The organism is Paenarthrobacter sp. JL.01a (assembly GCF_025452095.1).
Taxonomy (GTDB): Bacteria; Actinomycetota; Actinomycetes; order Actinomycetales; family Micrococcaceae; genus Arthrobacter.
Genome location: NZ_CP104877.1, coordinates 1,060,295 through 1,080,279 on the forward strand (window position 1 = coordinate 1,060,295; position 19,985 = coordinate 1,080,279).

The 19,985-nt window shown below is 64.2% G+C and carries 19 protein-coding genes; 15 read left to right on the plus strand and 4 right to left on the minus strand.

The window, feature by feature from the left end:
• Positions 1–81: 81 nt before the first annotated feature.
• Positions 82–702, minus strand: coding sequence for a hypothetical protein (locus N5P29_RS05220; protein WP_262277589.1), 621 nt, complete (start codon positions 700–702; stop codon positions 82–84).
• A gap of 33 nt (positions 703–735) precedes the next feature.
• On the opposite strand from N5P29_RS05220, the gene N5P29_RS05225 reads away from it, so the two are divergent.
• The 7 genes from N5P29_RS05225 to N5P29_RS05255 all read left to right on the plus strand — a co-directional run bounded on the left by N5P29_RS05225 (position 736) and on the right by N5P29_RS05255 (position 7,860).
• Positions 736–1,581 (plus strand): inositol monophosphatase family protein, encoded by an 846-nt coding sequence (locus N5P29_RS05225; RefSeq protein ID WP_262277590.1) that lies wholly within the window; start codon positions 736–738, stop codon positions 1,579–1,581.
• A gap of 162 nt (positions 1,582–1,743) precedes the next feature.
• Positions 1,744–3,033, plus strand: coding sequence for a PVV-CTERM domain-containing choice-of-anchor G protein (locus N5P29_RS05230; protein WP_262277591.1), 1,290 nt, complete (start codon positions 1,744–1,746; stop codon positions 3,031–3,033).
• 40 nt (positions 3,034–3,073) lie between these two features.
• Entirely contained in the window at positions 3,074–3,256 is a 183-nt protein-coding gene (locus tag N5P29_RS05235) for a peptidase (protein WP_144662665.1), read from the plus strand.
• An 88-nt stretch (positions 3,257–3,344) separates the two neighbouring features.
• The gene (locus N5P29_RS05240; RefSeq protein ID WP_262277592.1) at positions 3,345–4,706 is read left to right on the plus strand and encodes an XrtP-associated glycosyltransferase; all 1,362 of its coding nucleotides are present in this window, start codon (positions 3,345–3,347) and stop codon (positions 4,704–4,706) included.
• A gap of 5 nt (positions 4,707–4,711) precedes the next feature.
• Positions 4,712–5,305: an exosortase S gene (gene xrtS, locus N5P29_RS05245; protein WP_262277593.1), complete on the plus strand. Its 594-nt coding sequence runs from the start codon at positions 4,712–4,714 to the stop codon at positions 5,303–5,305.
• Positions 5,292–6,173, plus strand: a complete 882-nt coding sequence (locus N5P29_RS05250) for a septum formation family protein (RefSeq protein ID WP_262277594.1) — start codon at positions 5,292–5,294, stop codon at positions 6,171–6,173. The genes xrtS and N5P29_RS05250 overlap by 14 nt, the downstream gene beginning before the upstream one ends.
• On the plus strand, positions 6,166–7,860 hold the full coding sequence (locus N5P29_RS05255) for a glycan biosynthesis hexose transferase WsfD (RefSeq protein ID WP_262277595.1): 1,695 nt from the start codon (positions 6,166–6,168) through the stop codon (positions 7,858–7,860). The genes N5P29_RS05250 and N5P29_RS05255 overlap by 8 nt, the downstream gene beginning before the upstream one ends.
• Here N5P29_RS05255 and N5P29_RS05260 read toward each other — a convergent pair.
• Genes N5P29_RS05260 through N5P29_RS05270 form a run of 3 tightly spaced genes read right to left on the minus strand, consistent with a single transcriptional unit; the run spans position 7,834 to position 10,843 of the window.
• Complete coding sequence (locus tag N5P29_RS05260; protein WP_262277596.1) at positions 7,834–8,475, minus strand: response regulator transcription factor; 642 nt, start codon at positions 8,473–8,475, stop codon at positions 7,834–7,836. The two genes, N5P29_RS05255 and N5P29_RS05260, sit on opposite strands and share 27 nt — an antisense overlap.
• Positions 8,469–9,617 (minus strand): hypothetical protein, encoded by a 1,149-nt coding sequence (locus N5P29_RS05265; protein WP_262277597.1) that lies wholly within the window; start codon positions 9,615–9,617, stop codon positions 8,469–8,471. The genes N5P29_RS05260 and N5P29_RS05265 overlap by 7 nt, the downstream gene beginning before the upstream one ends.
• A complete protein-coding gene (locus N5P29_RS05270; RefSeq protein ID WP_262277598.1) occupies positions 9,614–10,843 on the minus strand; it encodes a sensor histidine kinase in 1,230 nt (409 codons plus the stop codon). Before N5P29_RS05270 ends, N5P29_RS05265 begins: the two co-directional genes overlap by 4 nt.
• 88 nt (positions 10,844–10,931) lie before the next feature.
• Between N5P29_RS05270 and N5P29_RS05275 the strand changes: the two genes are divergently transcribed.
• From N5P29_RS05275 to N5P29_RS05310, 8 genes are all read left to right on the plus strand, one after another.
• A complete protein-coding gene (locus N5P29_RS05275; protein ID WP_262277599.1) occupies positions 10,932–11,585 on the plus strand; it encodes a response regulator transcription factor in 654 nt (217 codons plus the stop codon).
• Between the two features lie 59 nt (positions 11,586–11,644).
• Positions 11,645–14,164: a DNA helicase PcrA gene (gene pcrA / locus N5P29_RS05280; RefSeq protein ID WP_262277600.1), complete on the plus strand. Its 2,520-nt coding sequence runs from the start codon at positions 11,645–11,647 to the stop codon at positions 14,162–14,164.
• Between the two features lie 23 nt (positions 14,165–14,187).
• Positions 14,188–14,877 (plus strand): hypothetical protein, encoded by a 690-nt coding sequence (locus N5P29_RS05285; RefSeq protein WP_262277601.1) that lies wholly within the window; start codon positions 14,188–14,190, stop codon positions 14,875–14,877.
• Between the two features lie 264 nt (positions 14,878–15,141).
• Positions 15,142–16,311, plus strand: coding sequence for an ADP-forming succinate--CoA ligase subunit beta (gene sucC, locus N5P29_RS05290; RefSeq protein ID WP_144662654.1), 1,170 nt, complete (start codon positions 15,142–15,144; stop codon positions 16,309–16,311).
• Between the two features lie 11 nt (positions 16,312–16,322).
• Positions 16,323–17,225 (plus strand): succinate--CoA ligase subunit alpha, encoded by a 903-nt coding sequence (gene sucD, locus N5P29_RS05295; RefSeq protein WP_144662653.1) that lies wholly within the window; start codon positions 16,323–16,325, stop codon positions 17,223–17,225.
• Positions 17,226–17,436: 211 nt separating this feature from the next.
• Entirely contained in the window at positions 17,437–17,841 is a 405-nt protein-coding gene (locus tag N5P29_RS05300) for a tautomerase family protein (RefSeq protein ID WP_262277602.1), read from the plus strand.
• A gap of 156 nt (positions 17,842–17,997) precedes the next feature.
• A complete protein-coding gene (gene iolC, locus N5P29_RS05305) occupies positions 17,998–19,017 on the plus strand; it encodes a 5-dehydro-2-deoxygluconokinase (protein WP_262277603.1) in 1,020 nt (339 codons plus the stop codon).
• Positions 19,014–19,976: a Cgl0159 family (beta/alpha)8-fold protein gene (locus N5P29_RS05310; protein WP_262277604.1), complete on the plus strand. Its 963-nt coding sequence runs from the start codon at positions 19,014–19,016 to the stop codon at positions 19,974–19,976. The genes iolC and N5P29_RS05310 overlap by 4 nt, the downstream gene beginning before the upstream one ends.
• The last annotated feature ends 9 nt before the right edge of the window (positions 19,977–19,985 follow it).

Below are 19,985 nucleotides of genomic sequence, written 5' to 3' on the forward strand. Positions count from 1 at the left end.
GGTATCGGCGTGGGGCTGGCGGCGGAATGGGGAGAAGTGCCCGGCCAAGCCGGGCGCGGGAGACCGCTCAAACAGCCGTGCTCAGGCGGGGCGCTTCTTTCCCAGGAAGACGGCGACCACACCGCACACCAGGCTCAGCAGGAAAAGGACCCACGATGCAACCGTGACTGCCGACGCCACGGCAACTGAACCGGCGTCGGGTGCTTCTGCGGACAGCACCGAATCGATGGCAAGGTTGGACCACAAGTGGGCCACCGCGAAAAGCAGGGGAGCGGCCCACATGGCCCACCGCCAGGACTTGCGGGCCACGTTGGTGCCGATGAACAGGAGCCAGCTGAAGCCGAAAATCAGCGGGAACAGCGTGCCTGCCGTTTTGTGGACGTAGTTGAGCTGGCCGCGGGCGGAATCGTCCATGGCGGAGCGCAGCTGGGCGATGTAGTCCTGGGAGAAGCCGCCGATCAGGGAGTCGGGCATGGCCAGGCCGTTCGAGAGCTGCGTCATCTGGTTCAGCGTCAGCAGGTGCAGGTACCAGAACAGGAACAAGCTGGCCACGACACCGGCGATCACGATCAACCTGGAGTTGCTCTGTGCCTTCTGCGGAGTGCGCTGCGTGGTGGGGTTGATCACGGGAGGCAGGGAGTGATCGGGTACCACTGCCTTTGCTCCGTGCTTCTTGATGCGCTGCGCTGGTGTCTTGGCCATGTCATTCATTATCCCGCCACATAAGCTGGACGCATGACCATCGGCAGGCACACCGCAACTGAACTCGATCCTTCACTTGATGACTACCAGCTGGCCAGCGCCCTGGTCCGGGAAGCAGGGCAACTGGCGCTGCTCATGCGGATGGGCGGACTGCAAGGCGAACGCAAGACGTCCATTTCCGACGTCGTCACCGCCGCCGACCACGCAGCGGAGGCCTATGTCCTGGACCAGTTGCGCCGCTGCAGGCCCGAGGACGGGATCCTCGGCGAAGAGGGAGCTTCGGTGGCCGGGACCAGCGGACGGACCTGGGTGATCGACCCCGTAGATGGGACGTACAACTTCCTGCACGGCTCCACCTACTGGTGCTCCGCCATCGCCTTGAAGCGGGACGACGCAGACCACGGCGGCAACCCCGTCGTCGATCCGGCGGTCCTGCTGGGCGCCATCTACCAGCCAGAACTGGACAAGCTCTGGCTGGGTGGCGAAGATCAGCCGGCCACACTCAACGGCGAGCCGATCTCCGGCTCCGGCGATGTGTCCGTCGCCGAAATCTCTGCCGCCACCTATATCCACCCCACGTGGCTCGCGGACCCCCGTACGGCCATGCCCTGGCACGCAGCCGCCATCACCGCGGCGTCCCTTCGGATGTTCGGCTCGGGTTCGTGCGACCTCGGCCGGGTGGCCGACGGCGAGCTGGGTTGCTGGTTCCAGCACAGTTGCCCCGAGTGGGACTGGCTCCCCGGCAAGGCGATCGTGCGTGCAGCAGGCGGGGACACCGCCGTCGTCAAGGTCAACGGCATGAACTGGTTCGTAGCGGGAAGCCCGACGGCGGTCCGTGAGTTGGGTGCCGCTCTCACCTCGGTTCCCCAGTTCGCTTAGTGGCTGAACAGTTTGCTTAGTACCTGAAGGAGGCGTTAACCCCTTCGGGTACCCCCGAGACTGTGCCCCCGATCTGCTTGTTATTTTGCAGCGGGGGGCGTCTGCCCCCACAGTCTCAGCTGCAGAACAGCCCTGTCCTGCAGCGTTCGCAAGGGGGAATACTTGAACAGCAAGAGCAAGCTGTGGCCCACTGCCGTGGGTGTCACAGCGGTATCGGCCCTGGCCATCGGCCTGGTGGCCGCACCGGCAGCAAACGCAGCACCTACTGACGTCATCTCGGTGGGCAGCGGACAGATCATCGACGGGTCCGTCCTCACGCTCCCGAACTTTGCCAGCCTGGCATCCAACGGAGCAGCAACTGCCCAGCAGATCGGCACCCCGCCGTCCGGCCCGGCAGTCATTGAAAACGACACTCCGCTGGACCTCAGCGCCGTGTTCGGTGTCGTGAACGTGGGCGCGGGCAACATCCCGCTCCTCCAGAACAACGGCATCATCCAGGTCGGCGCTGTCAGCCAGTACGGCAAGGCAGTCAACGATGGTTCCTCGGAAGCATTCTCCGGCACTGTGAGCGGCGCTCCCGGCCTGGTGACCCTGCCCGGCGGCCTTCCGACGAACGGCGATCCTTCCATCCCCGCCGCCCGCATCAATGTCGGCACGGCCGGCATCCTGGGCGGCACCGACCTCGTCAACGTGAACCTCCAGGTGGCTACCCTCGCGGCAGCAGCCAAGAAGGACCAGGGCGCAGCAGCCCAGGGTGCCTACTCCGTGGCCGGCGTTTCCGCTGAAGTTGGCGGCACGGTCATCGGCGGCGTCGCCGGTACCATCAGCACTGCCATCAACACGGCCAACGCCGTCCTGACCCCCTTGGGCGTCACGGTGGCCAACCCGGTGGCCGGTGGAACCATCTCCATCACGGAGGCCGACCTCCTGGCTGTTGCCGGCGTCGCGGACCTGAACTCCCTGCCGGCCGGAACCGACTTGATCTCGTTCCTGCCCCAGGCTGTTGCCAACAAGCTGACCTCCGTTGTGAGCAGCACCCTGGCAACCGCTACCACTGCCGTGAACGGCCTCGGCCCGATCGCCCAGATCGTCGCCGGACCCGCCCTCGCCGCTTTGACCACAACCTTGAACGGCGTCACCGGCGCCCTCGCCACCAGCATCGTGGCTCCTTTGAGCACGGCGCTGACGGCCCTGGTTTCGGCCAAGGTCAACGTCCAGGAAACCGCACCGTCGGGCGCCTTCACCCAGCGCGCCCTGCAGGTCGCAGTCGCCGGCGGCTCCATCGCCACCGTCAACCTGGCCAACGCAACCGTTGGACCCAACCTTGACGCAGCGGCGATCCCGCTGGTCAACACCGACACCATGGCGATCACCGGTGGCGTGGCCCTCCTGGCACTGCTCGGCTGGCTGTTCGTCCGCTCACGCCGCCGCACCGCGGTAGCCGCTGCCTGATCGCTCCGGCGACCACGCAACGGCGAAAGGAGAACTGTCAATGTACGGCAATAACTGGACTGCCGGCGGCACGGCCGCAGGCGGTACCACGCTGGCTGTCACCGGTGCCCCAACCCTCGGTTGGGTCATCCTGGTGGGGGTTGCCCTGCTGATCACCGGCTTTGTGGTCCTGCGCAACAGCAGGCTCAAAGCGGCAAAGCGGGGAACCGATCCCAACGCGTAATACCATCGGCGGGACGGCTCTTTACGGGCCGTCCCGCCACCCCCATTTTTCCCGGGCCTTCCCGCCCTCGCCCAAGCATCGGAAGTAAATGTCGGTACTCGAATCCGCACAGGCGCTGGCTTTTGTGCTCCTGGTGGTTTTTCTGTCGTACATCCTGGTGATTCTGGTGCCCTTCCTCCGGCGCAAACCCGATCCCGAAGGAGATCCCGGCTCTTTCTCGTGGCACGTGTTCATTCCGTGCCGGGACGAAGAGGTGGTGATCGGCGAGACACTGGGATTGCTGCGGAAGCGATTTCCCGAAGCCCACGTCTGGGTTGTCGATGACGACAGCGACGACGCAACCGCGGATATCGTCGATGCCGCTTCACTTCGGGACCCCATGATCCATCTGGTGCGCCGGCGTCGTCCGCTGGCACGCACCGGCAAAGGCGATGCACTCAACGCCGCCTACCGCACCCTGGACGGTTGGCTCCCGGCCGACGTCGACCGTTCTTCGGTGATCGTCCTGGTGGTCGACGCCGATGGTCACCTGGCTGACAACGCCTTCCGCCAGGCAGCTGGTCCGCTTGCATTCGGCGACCCTGAAGTCGGGGCCGCGCAAACCGCCGTCTGGATGTCCAACCTGCAGGACCCTGCCCTCGAGGGTGGCACCGGGCTGCAGCGCCTCAAGAAGTCCTTTGGACGGTATCTGGTCCTGATGCAGGACATGGAATTCCGTACCACCATCGCTGCCATGCAGTCGCTCAGGCGCCACACGCTGACGGTCGGCCTGGGAGGAAACGGCCAGTTCACGCGTCTTTCCGCCCTGGACGTCATTGCCAAAACGTCCGGACAACCGTGGCATGGGGCGCTCCTGGAAGACTACGAACTCGCCATCCACATCATGCTTGGCGGCTACAAGACCGTCTACATGCACGACACCCACGTGGCCCAGGAAGCGCTCCCTGACCTGCGTCGCCTCCTGACCCAGCGCACCCGGTGGTGCCACGGCGGCATGCAGTGCAGCGTGTACCTGAAGCGGATCTTCGAATCGCCCTACTTCAGCAACGTCGGCGCCATCGAATCCAGCTACTTCCTGGTCCAGCCCTTCATCCAGATTCTTGGCCTGGTCCTCTGGCCTACGCTCTTCATCACCATGGTGGCGCAGGGTTCGCTGACCATGGGCAGCTTCGGCGCCTGGATCAGCGCGGCATGGTTCATCATTCCCTTGATCTTTGCCACGGGCGTGCTGCCCTTCGCGTTGTGGGGACTGGTGTACCGGAAGCAGGTCACGCCGGAGAAGAACTTCATGCTCGGCGTGCTCTGGGGCTTCGGCTACTGGCTCTACATGTACCAGAACTACGTCACGGTGCTGAGGGCGACCTACCGCCTCATCACCGGCCGGCAGGGGTGGGCCAAGACCCGCCGCAACCAGGAAGCCGACGTCAAACTCCTAGCGAAGGAAGCGTAGTGGCCATGAGCGCCGAAGCCGGCAACATCAGCATCCCCTCAGGACCCCGGGCAATCCCCGTGCGGAAGACACGCGGTGGTGGCCTCATCGGGCTGGTCTTCCTTGCCGCTGCAGCAGCAGCGATGCTGCAGCAGGAACACATCCGGTCCGCCGAAGCCTGGCTTATGTCCGTAATTTTCGACGGCGTACTCGGCGGCGCGTCCTACAGCGTGGATGACATCATTTTCCACAACGTGGGCGGTGGCCAGCCGTTCGCACTGCAAGTGACAGGACTGTGCTCCAGCGCGGTCCTGCTGGCCCCGGTCGCGGGCTTGGCCGGGATCTTCTTCCTGATGGGACGCATCCCGGTAACCCGGCTCATGCCAGCCGCCATCATCGCCCTGGTCATCGTGTGCATCAGCAACGCAACCCGCTATTTCATGATCGCAGCCGCGCAGCAAAGCTGGGGTCAGCAGGGTTTTGACCTCATGCACCACTTCCTGGGTTCCTTCGTGGTGATTTTCGGGTTCGTGGCCGCCATCATCGTCCTGGTCCGGGCCGCCGTCGTCCGCAAGAGCCGGCCGGCTGCGCAGGGCAAGGGCCGGCGTGCGTCGTCGTAGCCCGTTCCGCGCAGGGGTCATGGTGGCCGCTGCGGTTTTGATCTCAACACTGTCAGCATGTGAGCAGCCGCAGCCAGGTGTGGACACGGCCACTCCGGAAGCCGGGCTGTGCCATGCGGTGTTCTCGCCGGAGGAATACGACGCGGGCAGCGAATCCCGGCCGCCGGTGCCCTGCAGCGAACGGCACACCACACAGACGTTCCTGGTCACAACGTTCCCTGAGCCCTTGGCCAGCCAGGCAGCGCGCCCCAACCAGCAGCAGCTCAAGGCCGCTGGCAGGAGAGTGTGCACCACTGAGGAGCTGCGAAGCTATCTCTCAGCATCCACCCGGGATGCAACCACCCGACTGACGGTCACCAGCTACTTCCCAAGCCGCGACGCATGGGCAGCGGGCGCCCGGTCGGTTCGCTGCGACGTCGCACTGACGGACCAGCACGGAACGCCCCAGGAAACGGGCCTTGACCTCACAGGTGCGCTGGCTGGGCCGAACTCCGCCGTTGTACGGCTCTGCTACCGGCAGGAACTCAAGGATGGCGTCCTTTCCGAGGATGGGGCGGATGTTCCGTGCTCGGAACCCCACACCGCTGAGGACATCAGCGCCTGGGTGGCGCAGGACGCGTCGCTGGCAACACCCGAGGCGCGGGAAGCCCGCTGCCTTCCCTACGCCCTGGAGTTCCTGAAGAGTGAGAAGCTGCCCGCAGGCATAAGCGTCAACCCTGTCATCCGCACCGTGGGCACTGCACGAACCATCCGGTGCGCGGTGGCCCCTGCGGGCCTTCAAGAACCTGGCCAGCCCCTGGCACTGACGACCGGTAGCCTGGCACCTGTGCACGCCCCTGGGACCGGGGGAGTGACAAGCAATGGTTGAGGACGCGACCGGACTTCGTGAACGCACCAGCGAACCCACTGAAGTGTTCGCTCCCGCCCCGGTGCGCGGCCGGGAGCGGAACAAAGCACGGCCGATAGGGAGTGTGGCCCGCTTCCTCGCGAGGGCGTTCGGACCCGGGGCATTGCATCTGGGACCCGTTCCAGGGGTGGCCCTGATCGCCGGGCTGGTGTCGGCTGCCCTCATGATGGTGCGGTTGCTGGTTCCCGAACCTGTCGGCATGGGTGACCAAGGCGACGGGCACAGCTTGGTGTGCTCCTTGGGAGTGATGAACCAACGCCCATGGGACTACGCCGAATTCACAAAGTACATCCACCCAAGCTGGGTTCCCCACACGTACTACGGCGAAGGCTGTGGAGCCAGCGGCACTGGAGAGCCCTACTATTCTTCCCAGCTGCTGTTCCTGTGGCTGGGGAAGCTGTTAACCCCGTTGCTGGGCTGGGGGCAGGGGCTCGATACCCGTGCGGTGGGCATTGTCTGCTGCGCAGTGTTCGGGCTGTTGATCGCGGCGCTGGTCAACGTACTGCCGGGTCGGGCCTGGTTCCGCGTCCTGATCGCAGGGCTGGTGACGGTCGTGATGGCGGACGGAATCTTTGCTGACTTCTTCATCTCGCCTTACAGCGAGGCCGCGGCCTTCCTGGGCATCCTGGCCGTGTCCGTGGCGTTGCTCCACTACTGGAACGGACGCGGACCCCAGTGGCTGGCTGTACTTTTCGTTGTCCTCGCCACCGTGTTCACCTTTTCAACCAAGACGCAGCTGGTCTCGTGGCTGCCCGTCGTGGCCTTGGCGCTGCTCTGGCAGCCGTGGCGTCCCGGCGCGGCTGAAGGTGACGCGACCGCCGTCGAACCTTCTGCTGCGGCCGCCCGGCGTCCGCGCTGGCGGACATGGTTTCTGCCGGCGACGGCGATCCTGGTGATCGCTGCGTTCTCGGCAGGCTTCATCAACGCCCAGCCCAAGAGGTTCTCCGAGGTAAACCTGTATAACGCTGTGTTCGTGGAGCTTCTTCCGTACAGCCCCACCCCCGAGGCGGACCTGGAATGGCTGGGGTTGGACAGCAGTTTCATCAATGCCATGGACACCACCGTGGACTCAACGCGCTCAGCCGTGCACAACCCGCTGTACCACCAGTTCCAGGAGAAGATCAGCCTGGGCACCATCGCCGGTTTTTACGCCACGCACCCCGAACGGCTCATCACCATGGGTGAACGGGGCATCACGGCCATGCTGACACCGGAACTGGGCTATGTTGGCTCCTACCTTGAAGGCTCCGGGCATGGACCGTACGAGAAAGAACGGCGTTTCCCCGTAGTCCTGGGCCTGTTCAGCGCCCTGAAGGCCGCGCCAGTGGCCTTTGTCGGGATGCAGCTGGTGACCCTGCTGCTGGGCCTGGCCGTTGCCTTCCGGAAGCGGAGCGCCGTGGGCCGGTTGGCCGTGGTCATGGTGCTGGGATGCTGGTTCCAGTTCTGGGCTGTCATGCTCAACGGTGGCCAGTCCGAGATCTACAAACACATGATCGTCGCGGGATTCATGGCAGCATTGTGCGGCCCGCTGTTGGTTGCGTTGATCAGCCTGCTTGCCTCGGACCCAAAGAAGGAGTCCGCGCGAAAGCGCAGGGGCCGCCGGGCCCGGGCGCAGCAGGGCTCAGCTGATCCAGCCGTCAGTCGTTAGCTGCTTGCGCAGGCTGATGACGTTGCCCACTTTGACGCCCGCGGTGGCATAGCGCTGCCGGATCCTGTGCAGATGGGCCTTGACGGTCTGTTCGCTGATGCCCATGGCGTCGGCCACCCCGCGCACGGGCAGGGGATCGCTGCCGAGATACAGCTCGGCGAGGCGTTGCTCGCGCGGTGACAGCTTGACGCGTTCCGGCGTGCTGTCCGCTATGTGGCCCACGGCATCAGGATGCACGTACTGCTGTCCGGCGGCGGCCGCACGGAGGGCCGACTCCATGTGCTCAGGCCCCGCCGCTTTGGGAACGTAGCCCAGGGCTCCGGCAGAGCGGACGGCCTCGGCATCCCACGGGTCCAGTGCCGTAGCCAGGACCACCACACGTAAGCCCGTCCGGACCAGGTGACCGACTGCGGGGACAAGGTTTGCGCGGTGGTCAAGGGTTCCCAGGACCGCCACGGTCGCGGACAGGCTGGTCCAGGCGTCTTCTTGGAGATGGGTTGGAACGGTGGTGAAGCCTGCCCCGACCACCAGGTCAGGCGCATTGCGGCGCAGCCAGGCGTCCAGTGTGTCGATCATCAGTTGGTGCCGGTCCACCACCACCAGCCGCGTCACCATAGCTTGGGTGCCTTGATATGGACCATCACGCTTGCTCCTCCAGGGTCCGTGTGTACACGTGGGACCCCCAGCGATTCGACCTCACTCCACAGGGCAGGGGTGCAGCGTGCGGGATCGAGGTTGGTCACTCTCCACGTGATCAGCACCAGTTCCCCGATATCCGGCTCCACGTAAACGTGTAAGCTGCCTGGTGCCGCAACGCCGTCATGTCCGGGGCGGGGGAGGGGGGTGGCGAGCAGCATGGTCACCGAGAGAAACGCGTGGCGATGCGCCTGCGGAATGCGTTGCAGGAGGTCCGGCTGCGCAGCCACAGAGACCCTGGAATCAAGACCTGCCAGCACCAGGGACTCATTGAACCAGTTGTTGCTCTGGGCCACCATCAGCTGTGCACGCAACCGGGAGGCCAGCAGTTGGGCCTCCGCGGCGAGGTCCGGACCCGGAGTGCGGCCTTCGCTCCGGGCCGCCCTGGCAAAGAGCTCCTCGATGTGACGGTGCGTGGTGGACAGTTCCTCCGTGCGGGCTGAATCGAGGGCATCGGCCTGTCGGGTCAGTGTGGCCAGAGACTGGGAGACATGCCGGGCCATCTGCTCCTCCATGCGGCTGCGGATGCCCACCACGATCAGGACTCCCAACAGCCCGGGGATGAGGGTGATGAAGAAAATCAACAAGCCCTCCCCGGAACCGAAACGGGGGGTAATGGCGTAATAGGCACTGCTCAAGAGGGAGTTGGCGGCGGAAAGAAGCATGAATCCCATCAGGTCCCATCGCAGGCAGACCAAGAAGACCAGAGCCGTCCCCAGCATGACGTTGAACGCGAGCGCGAGGTAGCCCGAGGACATCGTCACCACATGGGCCGTCATGATGCCCGAACCAATGGAGCTGGCAAGCCAGAGCAGGCGCAACAGGGGAAGATGCCGCCGGGCGGTTGTGGGGGCCGATGCCAGGATGGCTACAACACAGCCCGCGAGGTCGAAGGCCACCGAGGCAAGCCTGGAGTCATCCAGGCTGGTCCCGTCCAAGGACCCTGCTTGGGTCAGGGCCGATAAGATCCACAGCGTCGCACTGGCCGCTACCAGCACGCCCCGGGACAGGAACAGTGGTCCGGTTGCAGTGGCAGTACTCTCCGGAAGGATCCTGCTCATGCTGCCTCTACTTCGAGGACCACCGTGGTTCCACGTCCCGGCGTCGACAACAGCCTGACCCGTCCTCCTACCTCCGTCATCCGCTCAATCACCGAGTGGCGCACACCAAAACTCTCCGGCGGGAGGGACCCGGCATCGAAGCCGCAGCCTGCATCGCTGACCAATACCGACACCAGGGGACCGGTTCGGGAGACGAGCACATCCACGTGGTCGCTCCCGGCGTGCCGCGCTGCGTTGACCATGCATTCCCCGGCTGCGTCGGCCACAGCCAGCCCAACATCCGGAGGCAATGACCCGCCCTCGCCGAAGACGTCCACGCAGAAACCGTCCCGGCTGTGTTCGCGGGCACGCGCCTTCAGCAAGGAAGTCACCTCGGTGCCTGTGGAAGGCTCGACGACGGCGAGGCGGCCGGCCGGGCGGATCGTCACCTGCCCGGCGTCCCCCACGGATGCGGTCCCAAGGGCGCCGACGTTTCGCGCGGGTGCCCCGCCGTCGTCGTAAGCTGCCGGTGCGATCATGCCCCGGAAGTCCTCCGGCGCCACACCGGCGCCACCCCTGGCCAGGAGGGTAAGTCCCCTGAGCACGGTGTCGTGGATTTGCCGGGCGTCCTGGGATGCTGCGTTGATCCGGTCCCGGGCAACTGCCTGGGCGGCCAGGGACTCAGCCTTGACAGCCTGGTCGCGCAGATAGACATCAAGGGCCCTGGGGGCCGACTGTCGGATGGCAAGCATGATGAGCCAGAATCCAAGAAGGATCAGGAATGTCGTGGGCCCAAGGTGGTGCATCATGGATGTCGCCAAGGTATGCCCGAAAACCATTAGGCCCAGCAGACCCGTAAAGACTCCGGACTTCCAGGTGCCGCGCAAGGACAAGGCAACGGTGGAGCTGGCACCGATGAGCAGACTGTGCGCCAACAACAGCGAATCCGAATCCTGGCGGTAGGCAACACCTGCAAGGAGCTCCGACAAGATGATCAGCCCGGCCACAATCATCAGCCGGAGCGGCCAGACGTCGCTGAGCAGCATCACCACGAAGCACAGCACCAGCGTGGTCACGATTGCCCAGGCAAGGGCCCGGTGCCACAAGGGACCATCCATGATGGGGAACAGGTATAGCCACGAGGCCGCAACGAAGACAAAGCTCATTACTGTCCCGGACCGGGCCAACAGGTCCGAGCGCTCCACCGCTTTCCGCTGCGCTGCCAGCCGCGTTATCCATGCCCCCATGAATGTCTCCCCAAAACCTGTCATCGGAATAAGATGACCACTTAGGCAGCATCATATGCGCGGAGGACCGATAAAAATGCGATACCCGGTGTCCCAACCCACCATCGAGGTGGACATCGTGGAAGACCATGCGGTCCTGCTGGAGGGGCTTTCCCAGTGGCTTCAGGACAACACCACTGGTATTCGCGTGGTTGGCCGCTACACCTCGTGGGCCGACGCCGCCGCCCGCCTGGGTGCCTTGTCCGACGTCGTTATCCTCGATGTCCTGCTCGGCGACCAAGTGCCGCTGCGGGCCAAAATCCAGGCGATCCTTTCGTCGGGTCCACAGGTGGTGGTGTGCAGTTCCGTCGTGGACCCGGCTGTCATGCGGCAGGCGATGGCGGCCGGTGCGCTGGCCTACATCCCCAAAACCGCCCCGGCGAGCGTGGTGGAGACTGCGCTCAGGTGCGCGGCGCAGGGTACGCATTACGTAACCCCTGAAGTCTCTGAGGCCTTGGACGCGGGGATGGGGGAGCCGCAATTGTCTGCGAGGGAACATCAAGTGGTGTCGGTGTATCTCGGAGGAGCGGCCGGGACGATGGCCGAGACCGCGCAATTGCTGGGCATTTCAGTGGACGGCGTGAAGAAGCATATCGCCTCGGTACGGCGGAAGTTCCAGGACGGTCCGGAGCCGCTGACGAGGCTGGGGCTGCGGGAACGTCTCACCGCGGGCGGGTGGTTGCTGGAGGATGATCAGCAGTAGCCGGGCTGTGGACGCAAGGCTCTATAGTGTCGGAGGCACCGCCTAGACTGGTAGGCACCATGGATATGTTGTTTGACCCCTACGCAGACGGACCCTTCAAAGCTGGAACCAAAGCCGCAGTCAAGGCTGCGCCGGAGCTTTCGCGCTCAGGTGGTGGTGCAACGGGCGCCCGCTTGCAGGAGGGCGACTCTCCAGCCTCCGGGGGATGGGGCAATTCGGGCGCATCAGGGCTTCCTTCCGCGGATGCCTTGCTTCAGGGGCTGAACCCGCAGCAGGAAGAGGCAGTCAAGCACGCCGGAAGCCCGCTGCTCATCGTCGCCGGCGCGGGCTCAGGCAAAACCCGCGTACTCAGTAACCGGATCGCCTACCTGATAGCCACCAAGCGTGCCCATCACGGCGAAATCCTGGCCATTACCTTCACCAACAAAGCGGCAGCCGAGATGCGGGAGCGCATCGAAGCCTTGGTAGGGGCACGGGCCAAGGGCATGTGGATCTCAACCTTCCACTCCTCCTGTGTCCGCATCCTGCGGCGCGAGGCTGCCAACGCGGGGTTGAACTCCAACTTCTCCATCTACGATTCCGCGGACTCCCTGCGACTGATCACGCTCGTGGCGAAGAACCTGGACCTCGACCCCAAGAAGTTCGCCCCGAAGGCCATCCAGCACAAAATCTCGGCGCTCAAAAACGAGCTCATCGACGCCGATTCCTACTCTTCCTCGGCGAACTACAACGATCCCTTTGAGCAGGCCGTGGCCGAGGTCTTCAAGGGCTACGCACAGCGGCTGCGCCAAGCCAACGCCATGGACTTCGATGACCTCATCGCTGAAACCGTCTACATGTTCCGGGCCTTCCCTGCGCTCGCGGAGTCCTACCGCCGGCGCTTCCGCCATGTCCTGGTGGACGAGTACCAGGACACCAACCACGCACAGTACGCGCTGGTCCGGGAAATCGTAGGGCTCGGGACCGACACCGACGTCCAGCCCAGCGAACTCACGGTGGTGGGCGACTCCGATCAGTCCATTTACGCCTTCCGCGGCGCGGACATCCGGAACATCGTGGAGTTCGAGGCCGACTACCCGAACGCGCGGACCATCAAGCTGGAGCAGAACTACCGCTCCACCCAGAACATCCTCAGCGCGGCGAACTCGGTGATCTCCCGCAATCCCAACCGCCAGGAAAAGCGGTTGTGGACGGCCGAAGGCGATGGCGAAAAGATCATTGGCTACGTCGGGGAGAATGAGCACGACGAAGCCCAGTTCATCGCCAAGGAAATCGACCGGCTGCAGGACGAGGAAGGGCTTCGTCCCGGCGACGTCGCCATCTTCTACCGGACCAACGCGCAGTCGCGGTCCATTGAAGACGTCCTGGTCCGTGTCGGCCTGCCGTACAAAGTGGTGGGTGGCACCCGCTTCTACGAACGCAAGGAAATCAAGGATGCCCTGGCGTACCTGCGCGTCCTGGTGAACCCGGACGACGACGTCAACCTGCGCCGCGTGCTGAACGAACCCAAACGCGGAATCGGTGACCGTGCCGAGGGCGCCGTTGCCGCCCTTGCCGAGCGCGAGCGCACGTCCTTCATGGCCGCTGCCCGTCGCGCGGACCAGGCACCGGGCATGGCCACCCGCTCGGTCAACGCCGTCCTGGGCTTTGTGAAGCTGTTGGATGACCTCGCCGAAGTTGCCGCAGGCTCCGGTGCCGCTGCGGCGCTCGAAGCCGTCCTGGAGCAGACGGGATACCTTGCGGGGCTGCGCGCGAGCACGGATCCGCAGGACGAGTCCCGTGTGGAGAACCTCGCCGAACTGGTGGCAGTGGTCCGTGAGTACGAACGCGACAACCCCGACGGTTCGCTGGGCGAATTCCTGGAACAGGTTTCCCTGGTGGCAGATGCGGACCAGATTCCGGACGCGCCGGGTGCCGACATTGATGCGGCTGTGGCAGAGGCCAAGCGCATGGGAGTTGTCACCCTCATGACGCTGCACACGGCCAAGGGCTTGGAGTTCCCGGTGGTGTTCCTCACCGGCATGGAGCACGGCATCTTCCCCCACCAGCGTTCGGCCACTGATCCCAAGGAACTCGCCGAAGAGCGTCGCCTGGCCTATGTGGGACTGACCCGTGCGCGGAAACGGCTCTACGTCACGCGCTCGGAGGTGCGGAGCATGTGGGGCCAGAGCCAGTACAACCCTGCCAGCCAGTTCCTGGAAGAGATTCCGTCGGAGCTGGTGGAGTGGAAGCGCGAAGGAATGAGCCGGCAAGCGGGCGGATGGGGCAGCGCTCCGATCGGTTCCAACCGCTACGGCGGTTCCTTCTGGGGCGCCGGAACCTCCCGTGGTCAGGCCGCAAGCCCTACCGCAGGGTTCGACGCGGACGTGCCTGCCGCCGTCGCACGCAACAGGGTCCAGCCGCAAAAGGAAGTCATTTCCGTCGCCGTGGGGGACAAAGTCAACCATACGAGTTTCGGCAACGGCGTGGTGCTCGGCGTCGAAGGCGCGGGAGACAAGACGGTCGCCAAGGTGAAGTTCGACGTCGGCGAGAAGCGCCTGCTGTTGCGCTACGCGCCGCTGACAAAACTGGATGCGTGACGCAGCACGGCATAATTGGTGGCATGCGACGCACAGTGTGGGGGCTCCTGGCCGCTTTGATCCTGGTTGTGGTGTCGGGTTGCTCCTTCGCCACCAAGGACCCCGACTACGTTCCGCCTGCCCCGTTGCCGCCCCTGGAGCAACTGCAGCAGGTTCCGGTCTCTGAGCAGACCTCGCTGTCCGCCGGCGAGGACGTTACCGCGTTCGTCGCCGCGGACCGGAACATCGTGTGTGCCATGACGTCCTCACGGGGCGGCCACCTCAACCTGCCCTACGAGGCCAACTCCTATTCGGACGCTGCCAACAACAAATTCGCGATTGTGCCGGTTGTCCATTGCGAGCTCGCAGCGTACGCCAAGCCTGAGCCTGATGACATGGCGGACGACTGCGCCGGGACGGGGCTGGGCTACCTCGGCGGTACGGCGCTCCTGACTCCGGACAAGGCCGTGTACGGCTCGTGTCGTTCCGGCGTAACACAAATGGAGTCGGAGTTCGGGCCCAAGGGCAGCCGCACCGGCCCCATCTCCAAGCTCCGCGAGCTGGCCGACGGGCAGAACATTGAGCGCAACGGCCTGCGGTGCTCGGCGTACAACGGCGGCGTTGCCTGCGGAAACGTCTCAGGGGGCGTGGCATTCTTCGTCAGCCGCAAGGGCTACCAGCTGGTTTCCGACGGCGGCAAGACAGTCCGGGGCAGCCTGAAGGAAGGCTTCTGATCGCCCGGAAAGGGCCGTTGATGAAGCCAAAATCCGCGTCATCCTGCGGTTTTTCTACATGCGATAGAAGTGTAAGGTTACTCACTTAACAGGTAGTGTGTAGCTGGCGGGACTCCTCAAAGGGCTAAAGTTCCGAGAGGACCTTACGCAATGTGACCGGCTTCAATCCTGGTTGTTACCGCGTACTTTCCGCAGCTGGCTATCGCGGTCATCGCGGTTCCCGGCTGAACATAAAACTACTTCGACGTAGAAGGACACTAAACCGTGGACCTGTTTGAATATCAGGCGCGCGATATGTTCGAAGCGCACGGTGTACCCGTGCTCGCCGGCATCGTGGCGCACACTCCTGAAGAAGCGAAGGCAGCTGCCGAGAAGATCGGTGGCGTTACTGTCGTCAAGGCACAGGTTAAGGTCGGTGGCCGCGGCAAGGCTGGCGGCGTGAAGGTTGCCAAGTCCGCTGATGAGGCGCTTGAGCACGCAACCAACATCCTGGGCATGGACATCAAGGGCCACACCGTCAACAAGGTGATGATCGCCCAGGGTGCCGATATTGCTGAAGAATTCTACTTCTCGGTCCTCCTCGACCGTGCGAACCGCAACTACCTGGCCATGTGCTCGGTTGAAGGTGGCATGGAAATCGAGCAGTTGGCTGTGGAGCGCCCTGAGGCCCTGGCCAAGATCGCCATCGACCCCGCCGTGGGCATCGACCAGGCCAAGGCCGACGAGATCGTTGAAGCTGCAGGCTTCGCTGAAGAACTGCGCGGCAAAGTCGCCGACGTCATTCTGAAGCTCTGGGACGTCTTCAAGAAGGAAGACGCCACGCTCGTTGAGGTCAACCCGCTGGTCCGTACCGGTGCCGGTGACATTGTTGCCCTTGACGGCAAGGTTTCCCTGGACGAGAACGCTGACTTCCGCCACGTTCACCACGGTGAGCTGGAGGACAAGGACGCAGCTGACCCGCTCGAGGCCAAGGCAAAGGCGCAGGACCTCAACTACGTCAAGCTGGACGGCGAAGTTGGCATCATCGGCAATGGCGCCGGTCTTGTGATGTCCACGCTTGACGTCGTTGCTTACGCTGGCGAAAACCACGGCAACGTGAAGCCCGCCAACTTCCTCGACATCGGTGGTGGAGCTTCCGCCGAGGTCATGGCCAACGGCCTGGACGTCATCCTGGGCGACTCCCAGGTCAAGAGCGTCTTCGTCAACGTCTTCGGTGGCATCACCGCATGTGACGCCGTGGCGAAGGGCATCGTGGGTGCACTTGCCGAGCTTGGTTCCTCTGCGAACAAGCCGCTGGTAGTTCGCCTCGACGGCAACAATGTCGAGGAAGGCCGCCGCATCCTGACCGAGGCCAACCACCCGCTGGTTACCCTGGCCGCCACCATGGACGAGGGCGCCGACAAGGCCGCCGAGCTCGCCAACGCAGCTAAGTAAGGGACGCGAGAATGTCTATCTACCTCAACAAAGACTCCAAGGTCATCGTTCAGGGCATCACTGGCGGCGAGGGCACCAAGCACACCGCGCTGATGCTCAAGGCCGGCACCAACATTGTTGGTGGCGTGAACGCCCGCAAGGCCGGCACCACGGTCCTGCACGGCGACAAGGAAATCAACGTCTTCGGCACCGTCAAGGAAGCCATCGCTGAAACCGGCGCAGACGTTTCCATCGTCTTCGTTCCGCCGGCATTCACCAAGGACGCCGTCGTCGAAGCCATCGAAGCCGGCATCGGCCTCGTAGTGGTCATCACCGAAGGTGTTCCGGTTCAGGACTCCGCCGAATTCTGGGCACTGGCCCAGTCCAAGGTGGACGCTGACGGCAAGCAGATCACCCGCATCATCGGACCGAACTGCCCCGGCATCATCACCCCGGGCGAAGCCCTGGTTGGCATCACCCCGGCAAACATCACGGGCAAGGGTCCCATCGGCCTCGTGTCCAAGTCCGGTACCTTGACCTACCAGATGATGTACGAACTCCGCGACCTCGGTTTCTCCACCGCGATCGGCATCGGTGGCGACCCCATCATCGGCACCACGCACATCGACGCCCTGGCCGCGTTCGAAGCCGACCCGGAGACCAAGGCCATCGTCATGATCGGTGAAATCGGTGGCGACGCTGAAGAGCGTGCAGCCGACTTCATCAAGGCCAACGTCACCAAGCCGGTTGTTGGCTACGTGGCAGGCTTCACGGCTCCCGAAGGCAAGACCATGGGCCACGCCGGCGCCATCGTCTCCGGTTCCGCTGGTACCGCACAGGCAAAGAAGGAAGCCCTTGAGGCTGCAGGCGTGAAGGTCGGCAAGACGCCGTCCGAGACCGCCACGCTGCTGCGCGAGGTTTACGCAGCGCTCTAAAGCTCCATCAAGCAACGCGGGGTCACTTACGGCCCATTCCACCCCCCGGAATGGGCCAAAAGTGACCCCGCGTTGCTGTTTAACGACGAGTACGACGGCGGCCCGTCACCTTTCCAACGGAAGGTGGCGGGCCGCCGTCGTGCTTCTGCTGTATCCAGAATCAGACAACTTTGTTAGTATGTTAGGACAAACTTCCAAGAAAGGTTCTGCAATGCCGCTTGTTCGAATCGACGTCAACCAAGGCCGTTCACCCGAAGAGCTGACCGCCGTCAGCCGCGCCATCCATGACGCGATTGTCGCCGAGTATGGAATTCCCGAGCGCGACTACTTCCATATCCTCACCGAGCATCCCTGGGGGCAGATCGTTGCGCAGGATGCCGGGCTTGGATTCGAGCGGACATACGGGGTGGTGATGATCCAGATCTTCACCCAGGAGGGTCGTAGCCAGATGGCCAAGAGTTCGCTTTTCGAAGCCATTGCAACGAGCCTCGCCGGGGTGGGCGTGGCCGGCGAGGATGTCTTCGTGGGCTACGTGGAGAACACTGCGGGCGACTGGTCATTTGGTTTCGGCCGCAGCCAGTATGTCACCGGCGAGCTGGCTGTTCCGCGCAAATAAAGCCGGGTTGTGTCATGTTGTAAATATGTCAGTACAAACCTTTGACAGGACATGCGATCTGGTGCAAAGTAGTCATGTGGCCCCGCTCACTGAGGGGTGGCAAGGCATTGGGGCCCAGCGCTCAAAGAGTTCACAAGAGAAAGGTCAACGATCACCGTGACCCACGAACTGCTCACGATCGGGCGCATCAGCGTTGATATCTACCCGAACGACATCGGAGTGGACCTGGAGGACGTGACGTCCTTCGGCAAGTACCTCGGAGGTTCGCCTTCCAACGTTGCCGTTGCTGCCGCCCGCCATGGCCGCCGTACCGGCGTCATCACCCGTACCGGCGACGACGCCTTCGGAAAGTACCTGCACCGCGAACTGCACAAGTTCAACGTTGACGACTCTTTCGTCTCGCCGGTAGCCCAGTACCCGACTGCGGTGACGTTCTGCGCGATCAAGCCCGCCACGGACGAATTCCCGCTGTACTTCTACGGCCGCTTTCCCACCGCGCCTGACCTGCAGATCAAGGCCGAAGAACTGGACCTGGATGCCATCCGGGAGGCCGGCATCTTCTGGTCCACCGTCACAGGCCTGTGCCAGGAGCCGAGCCGCAGTGCACATATCGCGGCGCACCAGGCCCGCCCCCGGACCGGGCTCAAGAATGGCCAGTTCACCATTCTCGACCTGGACTACCGGCCCATGTTCTGGACCTCCGAAGAAGAGGCCCGTGCAGAGGTGGCCAAGATCCTCCCGCACGTCACGGTAGCGATCGGCAATGACAAGGAATGCGCCGTGGCCGTAGGGGAGGGGACGCCTGACGAGCAGGCAGACCGCCTGCTGGCCGCCGGCGTCGAAATCGCCGTGGTGAAACTCGGCGCGGAAGGCGTCATGGCCAAGACCCGCACGGAACGTGTGGTTTCGGCGCCGGTACCGGTGGAAACCGTCAACGGACTGGGCGCCGGTGACTCCTTCGGGGGTGCCTTTTGCCACGGCCTGCTCTCCGGTTGGCCGCTGTCCGAAGTCCTGGATTACGCGAACGCTTCCGGCGCCATCGTCGCCTCCCGTCTCTCTTGCGCGGATGCGATGCCGACGCCGGAGGAGGTCACCTCGCTGCTGGCCGAACGCGGACGTCCGGTCCCGGGCGGAACCCCCGCAGAAGCCCCCATTGCAGAAGGAGCAGTGCGTTGAGCCTCAACGATGACCCCCGCCGCTATGAACACTTGAGCCGTATCCGGCTTGAGGACCCGGAGGCCGTGGCCCGCGCAGCTGCCACCCGCCGTCGTCATCCCGGCTTAAAGCATGGGGTGCAGAACTTCATAGTCGCCGCCGACCATCCGGCCCGTGGGGCTCTTGCCGTTGGCTCCGAGCCGATGGCGATGGCCGATCGCCGCGACCTCTTGGACCGCCTGCAAATCGCCTTGGCCAACCCCGCCGTTGACGGCATCCTGGCCTCGCCGGACATCATGGACGACCTCCTGCTCCTCGGCGCCCTTGAGGGCAAACTGGTTTTCGGTTCCATGAACCGCGGCGGCCTCGCCGGCCTGGTCAACGAGTTCGACGACCGCTTCACCGGCCACACCGCAGCCGCGCTCGAGGCACTGGGCGCTGACGGCGGCAAAATGCTGACCCGTATCTGCCTGGGCGACCCGGACACCGTTGCCACCCTTGAGGCCACAGCGAAGGCCATCGATTCGCTGGCCGAACGGAAGCTCATCGCCATGGTTGAACCCTTCCTTTCGGTCCGTGATTCGCACGGCAAGGTCCGTAACGACCTCCGCGCCGACGCCGTCATCAAGTCCGTCGGCATTGCCGAGGGCCTGGGATCCACCAGTGCCTACACCTGGATGAAACTGCCGGTAGTTGCCGAGATGGAGCGCGTCATGGCCTCCACCACCCTGCCCACCGTGCTGCTCGGCGGCGACCCGGACGGCAGCCAGGACGAAGTGTTCGCTTCCTGGCAGGCGGCCCTCGCCCTCCCCGGCGTCCAGGGCCTCACGGTGGGGCGCACCCTGCTGTACCCGCACGACGGCGATGTCGCCGGTGCCGTAGCGACGGCCGCCTCGCTGCTGAACAACACTTCGCCCGGGGCGGCTGATGCTTCCGGGCTCAGCTCGTCAAACCGTATTCCCGTGAAAGTATCGGAGTAGAGACCAGTG

What these genes read in the sequence shown, in the direction of transcription:
- N5P29_RS05220 (WP_262277589.1), bottom strand. Translation starts at nt 702, where the DNA reads ATGGCCAAGACACCAGCGCAGCGCATCAAGAAGCACGGAGCAAAGGCA.
- N5P29_RS05225 (WP_262277590.1), top strand. Translation starts at nt 736, where the DNA reads ATGACCATCGGCAGGCACACCGCAACTGAACTCGATCCTTCACTTGAT.
- N5P29_RS05235 (WP_144662665.1), top strand. Translation starts at nt 3,074, where the DNA reads ATGTACGGCAATAACTGGACTGCCGGCGGCACGGCCGCAGGCGGTACC.
- N5P29_RS05240 (WP_262277592.1), top strand. Translation starts at nt 3,345, where the DNA reads ATGTCGGTACTCGAATCCGCACAGGCGCTGGCTTTTGTGCTCCTGGTG.
- xrtS (WP_262277593.1), top strand. Translation starts at nt 4,712, where the DNA reads ATGAGCGCCGAAGCCGGCAACATCAGCATCCCCTCAGGACCCCGGGCA.
- N5P29_RS05255 (WP_262277595.1), top strand. Translation starts at nt 6,166, where the DNA reads ATGGTTGAGGACGCGACCGGACTTCGTGAACGCACCAGCGAACCCACT.
- N5P29_RS05260 (WP_262277596.1), bottom strand. Translation starts at nt 8,475, where the DNA reads ATGGTGACGCGGCTGGTGGTGGTGGACCGGCACCAACTGATGATCGAC.
- N5P29_RS05265 (WP_262277597.1), bottom strand. Translation starts at nt 9,617, where the DNA reads ATGAGCAGGATCCTTCCGGAGAGTACTGCCACTGCAACCGGACCACTG.
- N5P29_RS05270 (WP_262277598.1), bottom strand. Translation starts at nt 10,843, where the DNA reads ATGGGGGCATGGATAACGCGGCTGGCAGCGCAGCGGAAAGCGGTGGAG.
- pcrA (WP_262277600.1), top strand. Translation starts at nt 11,645, where the DNA reads ATGGATATGTTGTTTGACCCCTACGCAGACGGACCCTTCAAAGCTGGA.
- N5P29_RS05285 (WP_262277601.1), top strand. Translation starts at nt 14,188, where the DNA reads ATGCGACGCACAGTGTGGGGGCTCCTGGCCGCTTTGATCCTGGTTGTG.
- sucD (WP_144662653.1), top strand. Translation starts at nt 16,323, where the DNA reads ATGTCTATCTACCTCAACAAAGACTCCAAGGTCATCGTTCAGGGCATC.
- N5P29_RS05300 (WP_262277602.1), top strand. Translation starts at nt 17,437, where the DNA reads ATGCCGCTTGTTCGAATCGACGTCAACCAAGGCCGTTCACCCGAAGAG.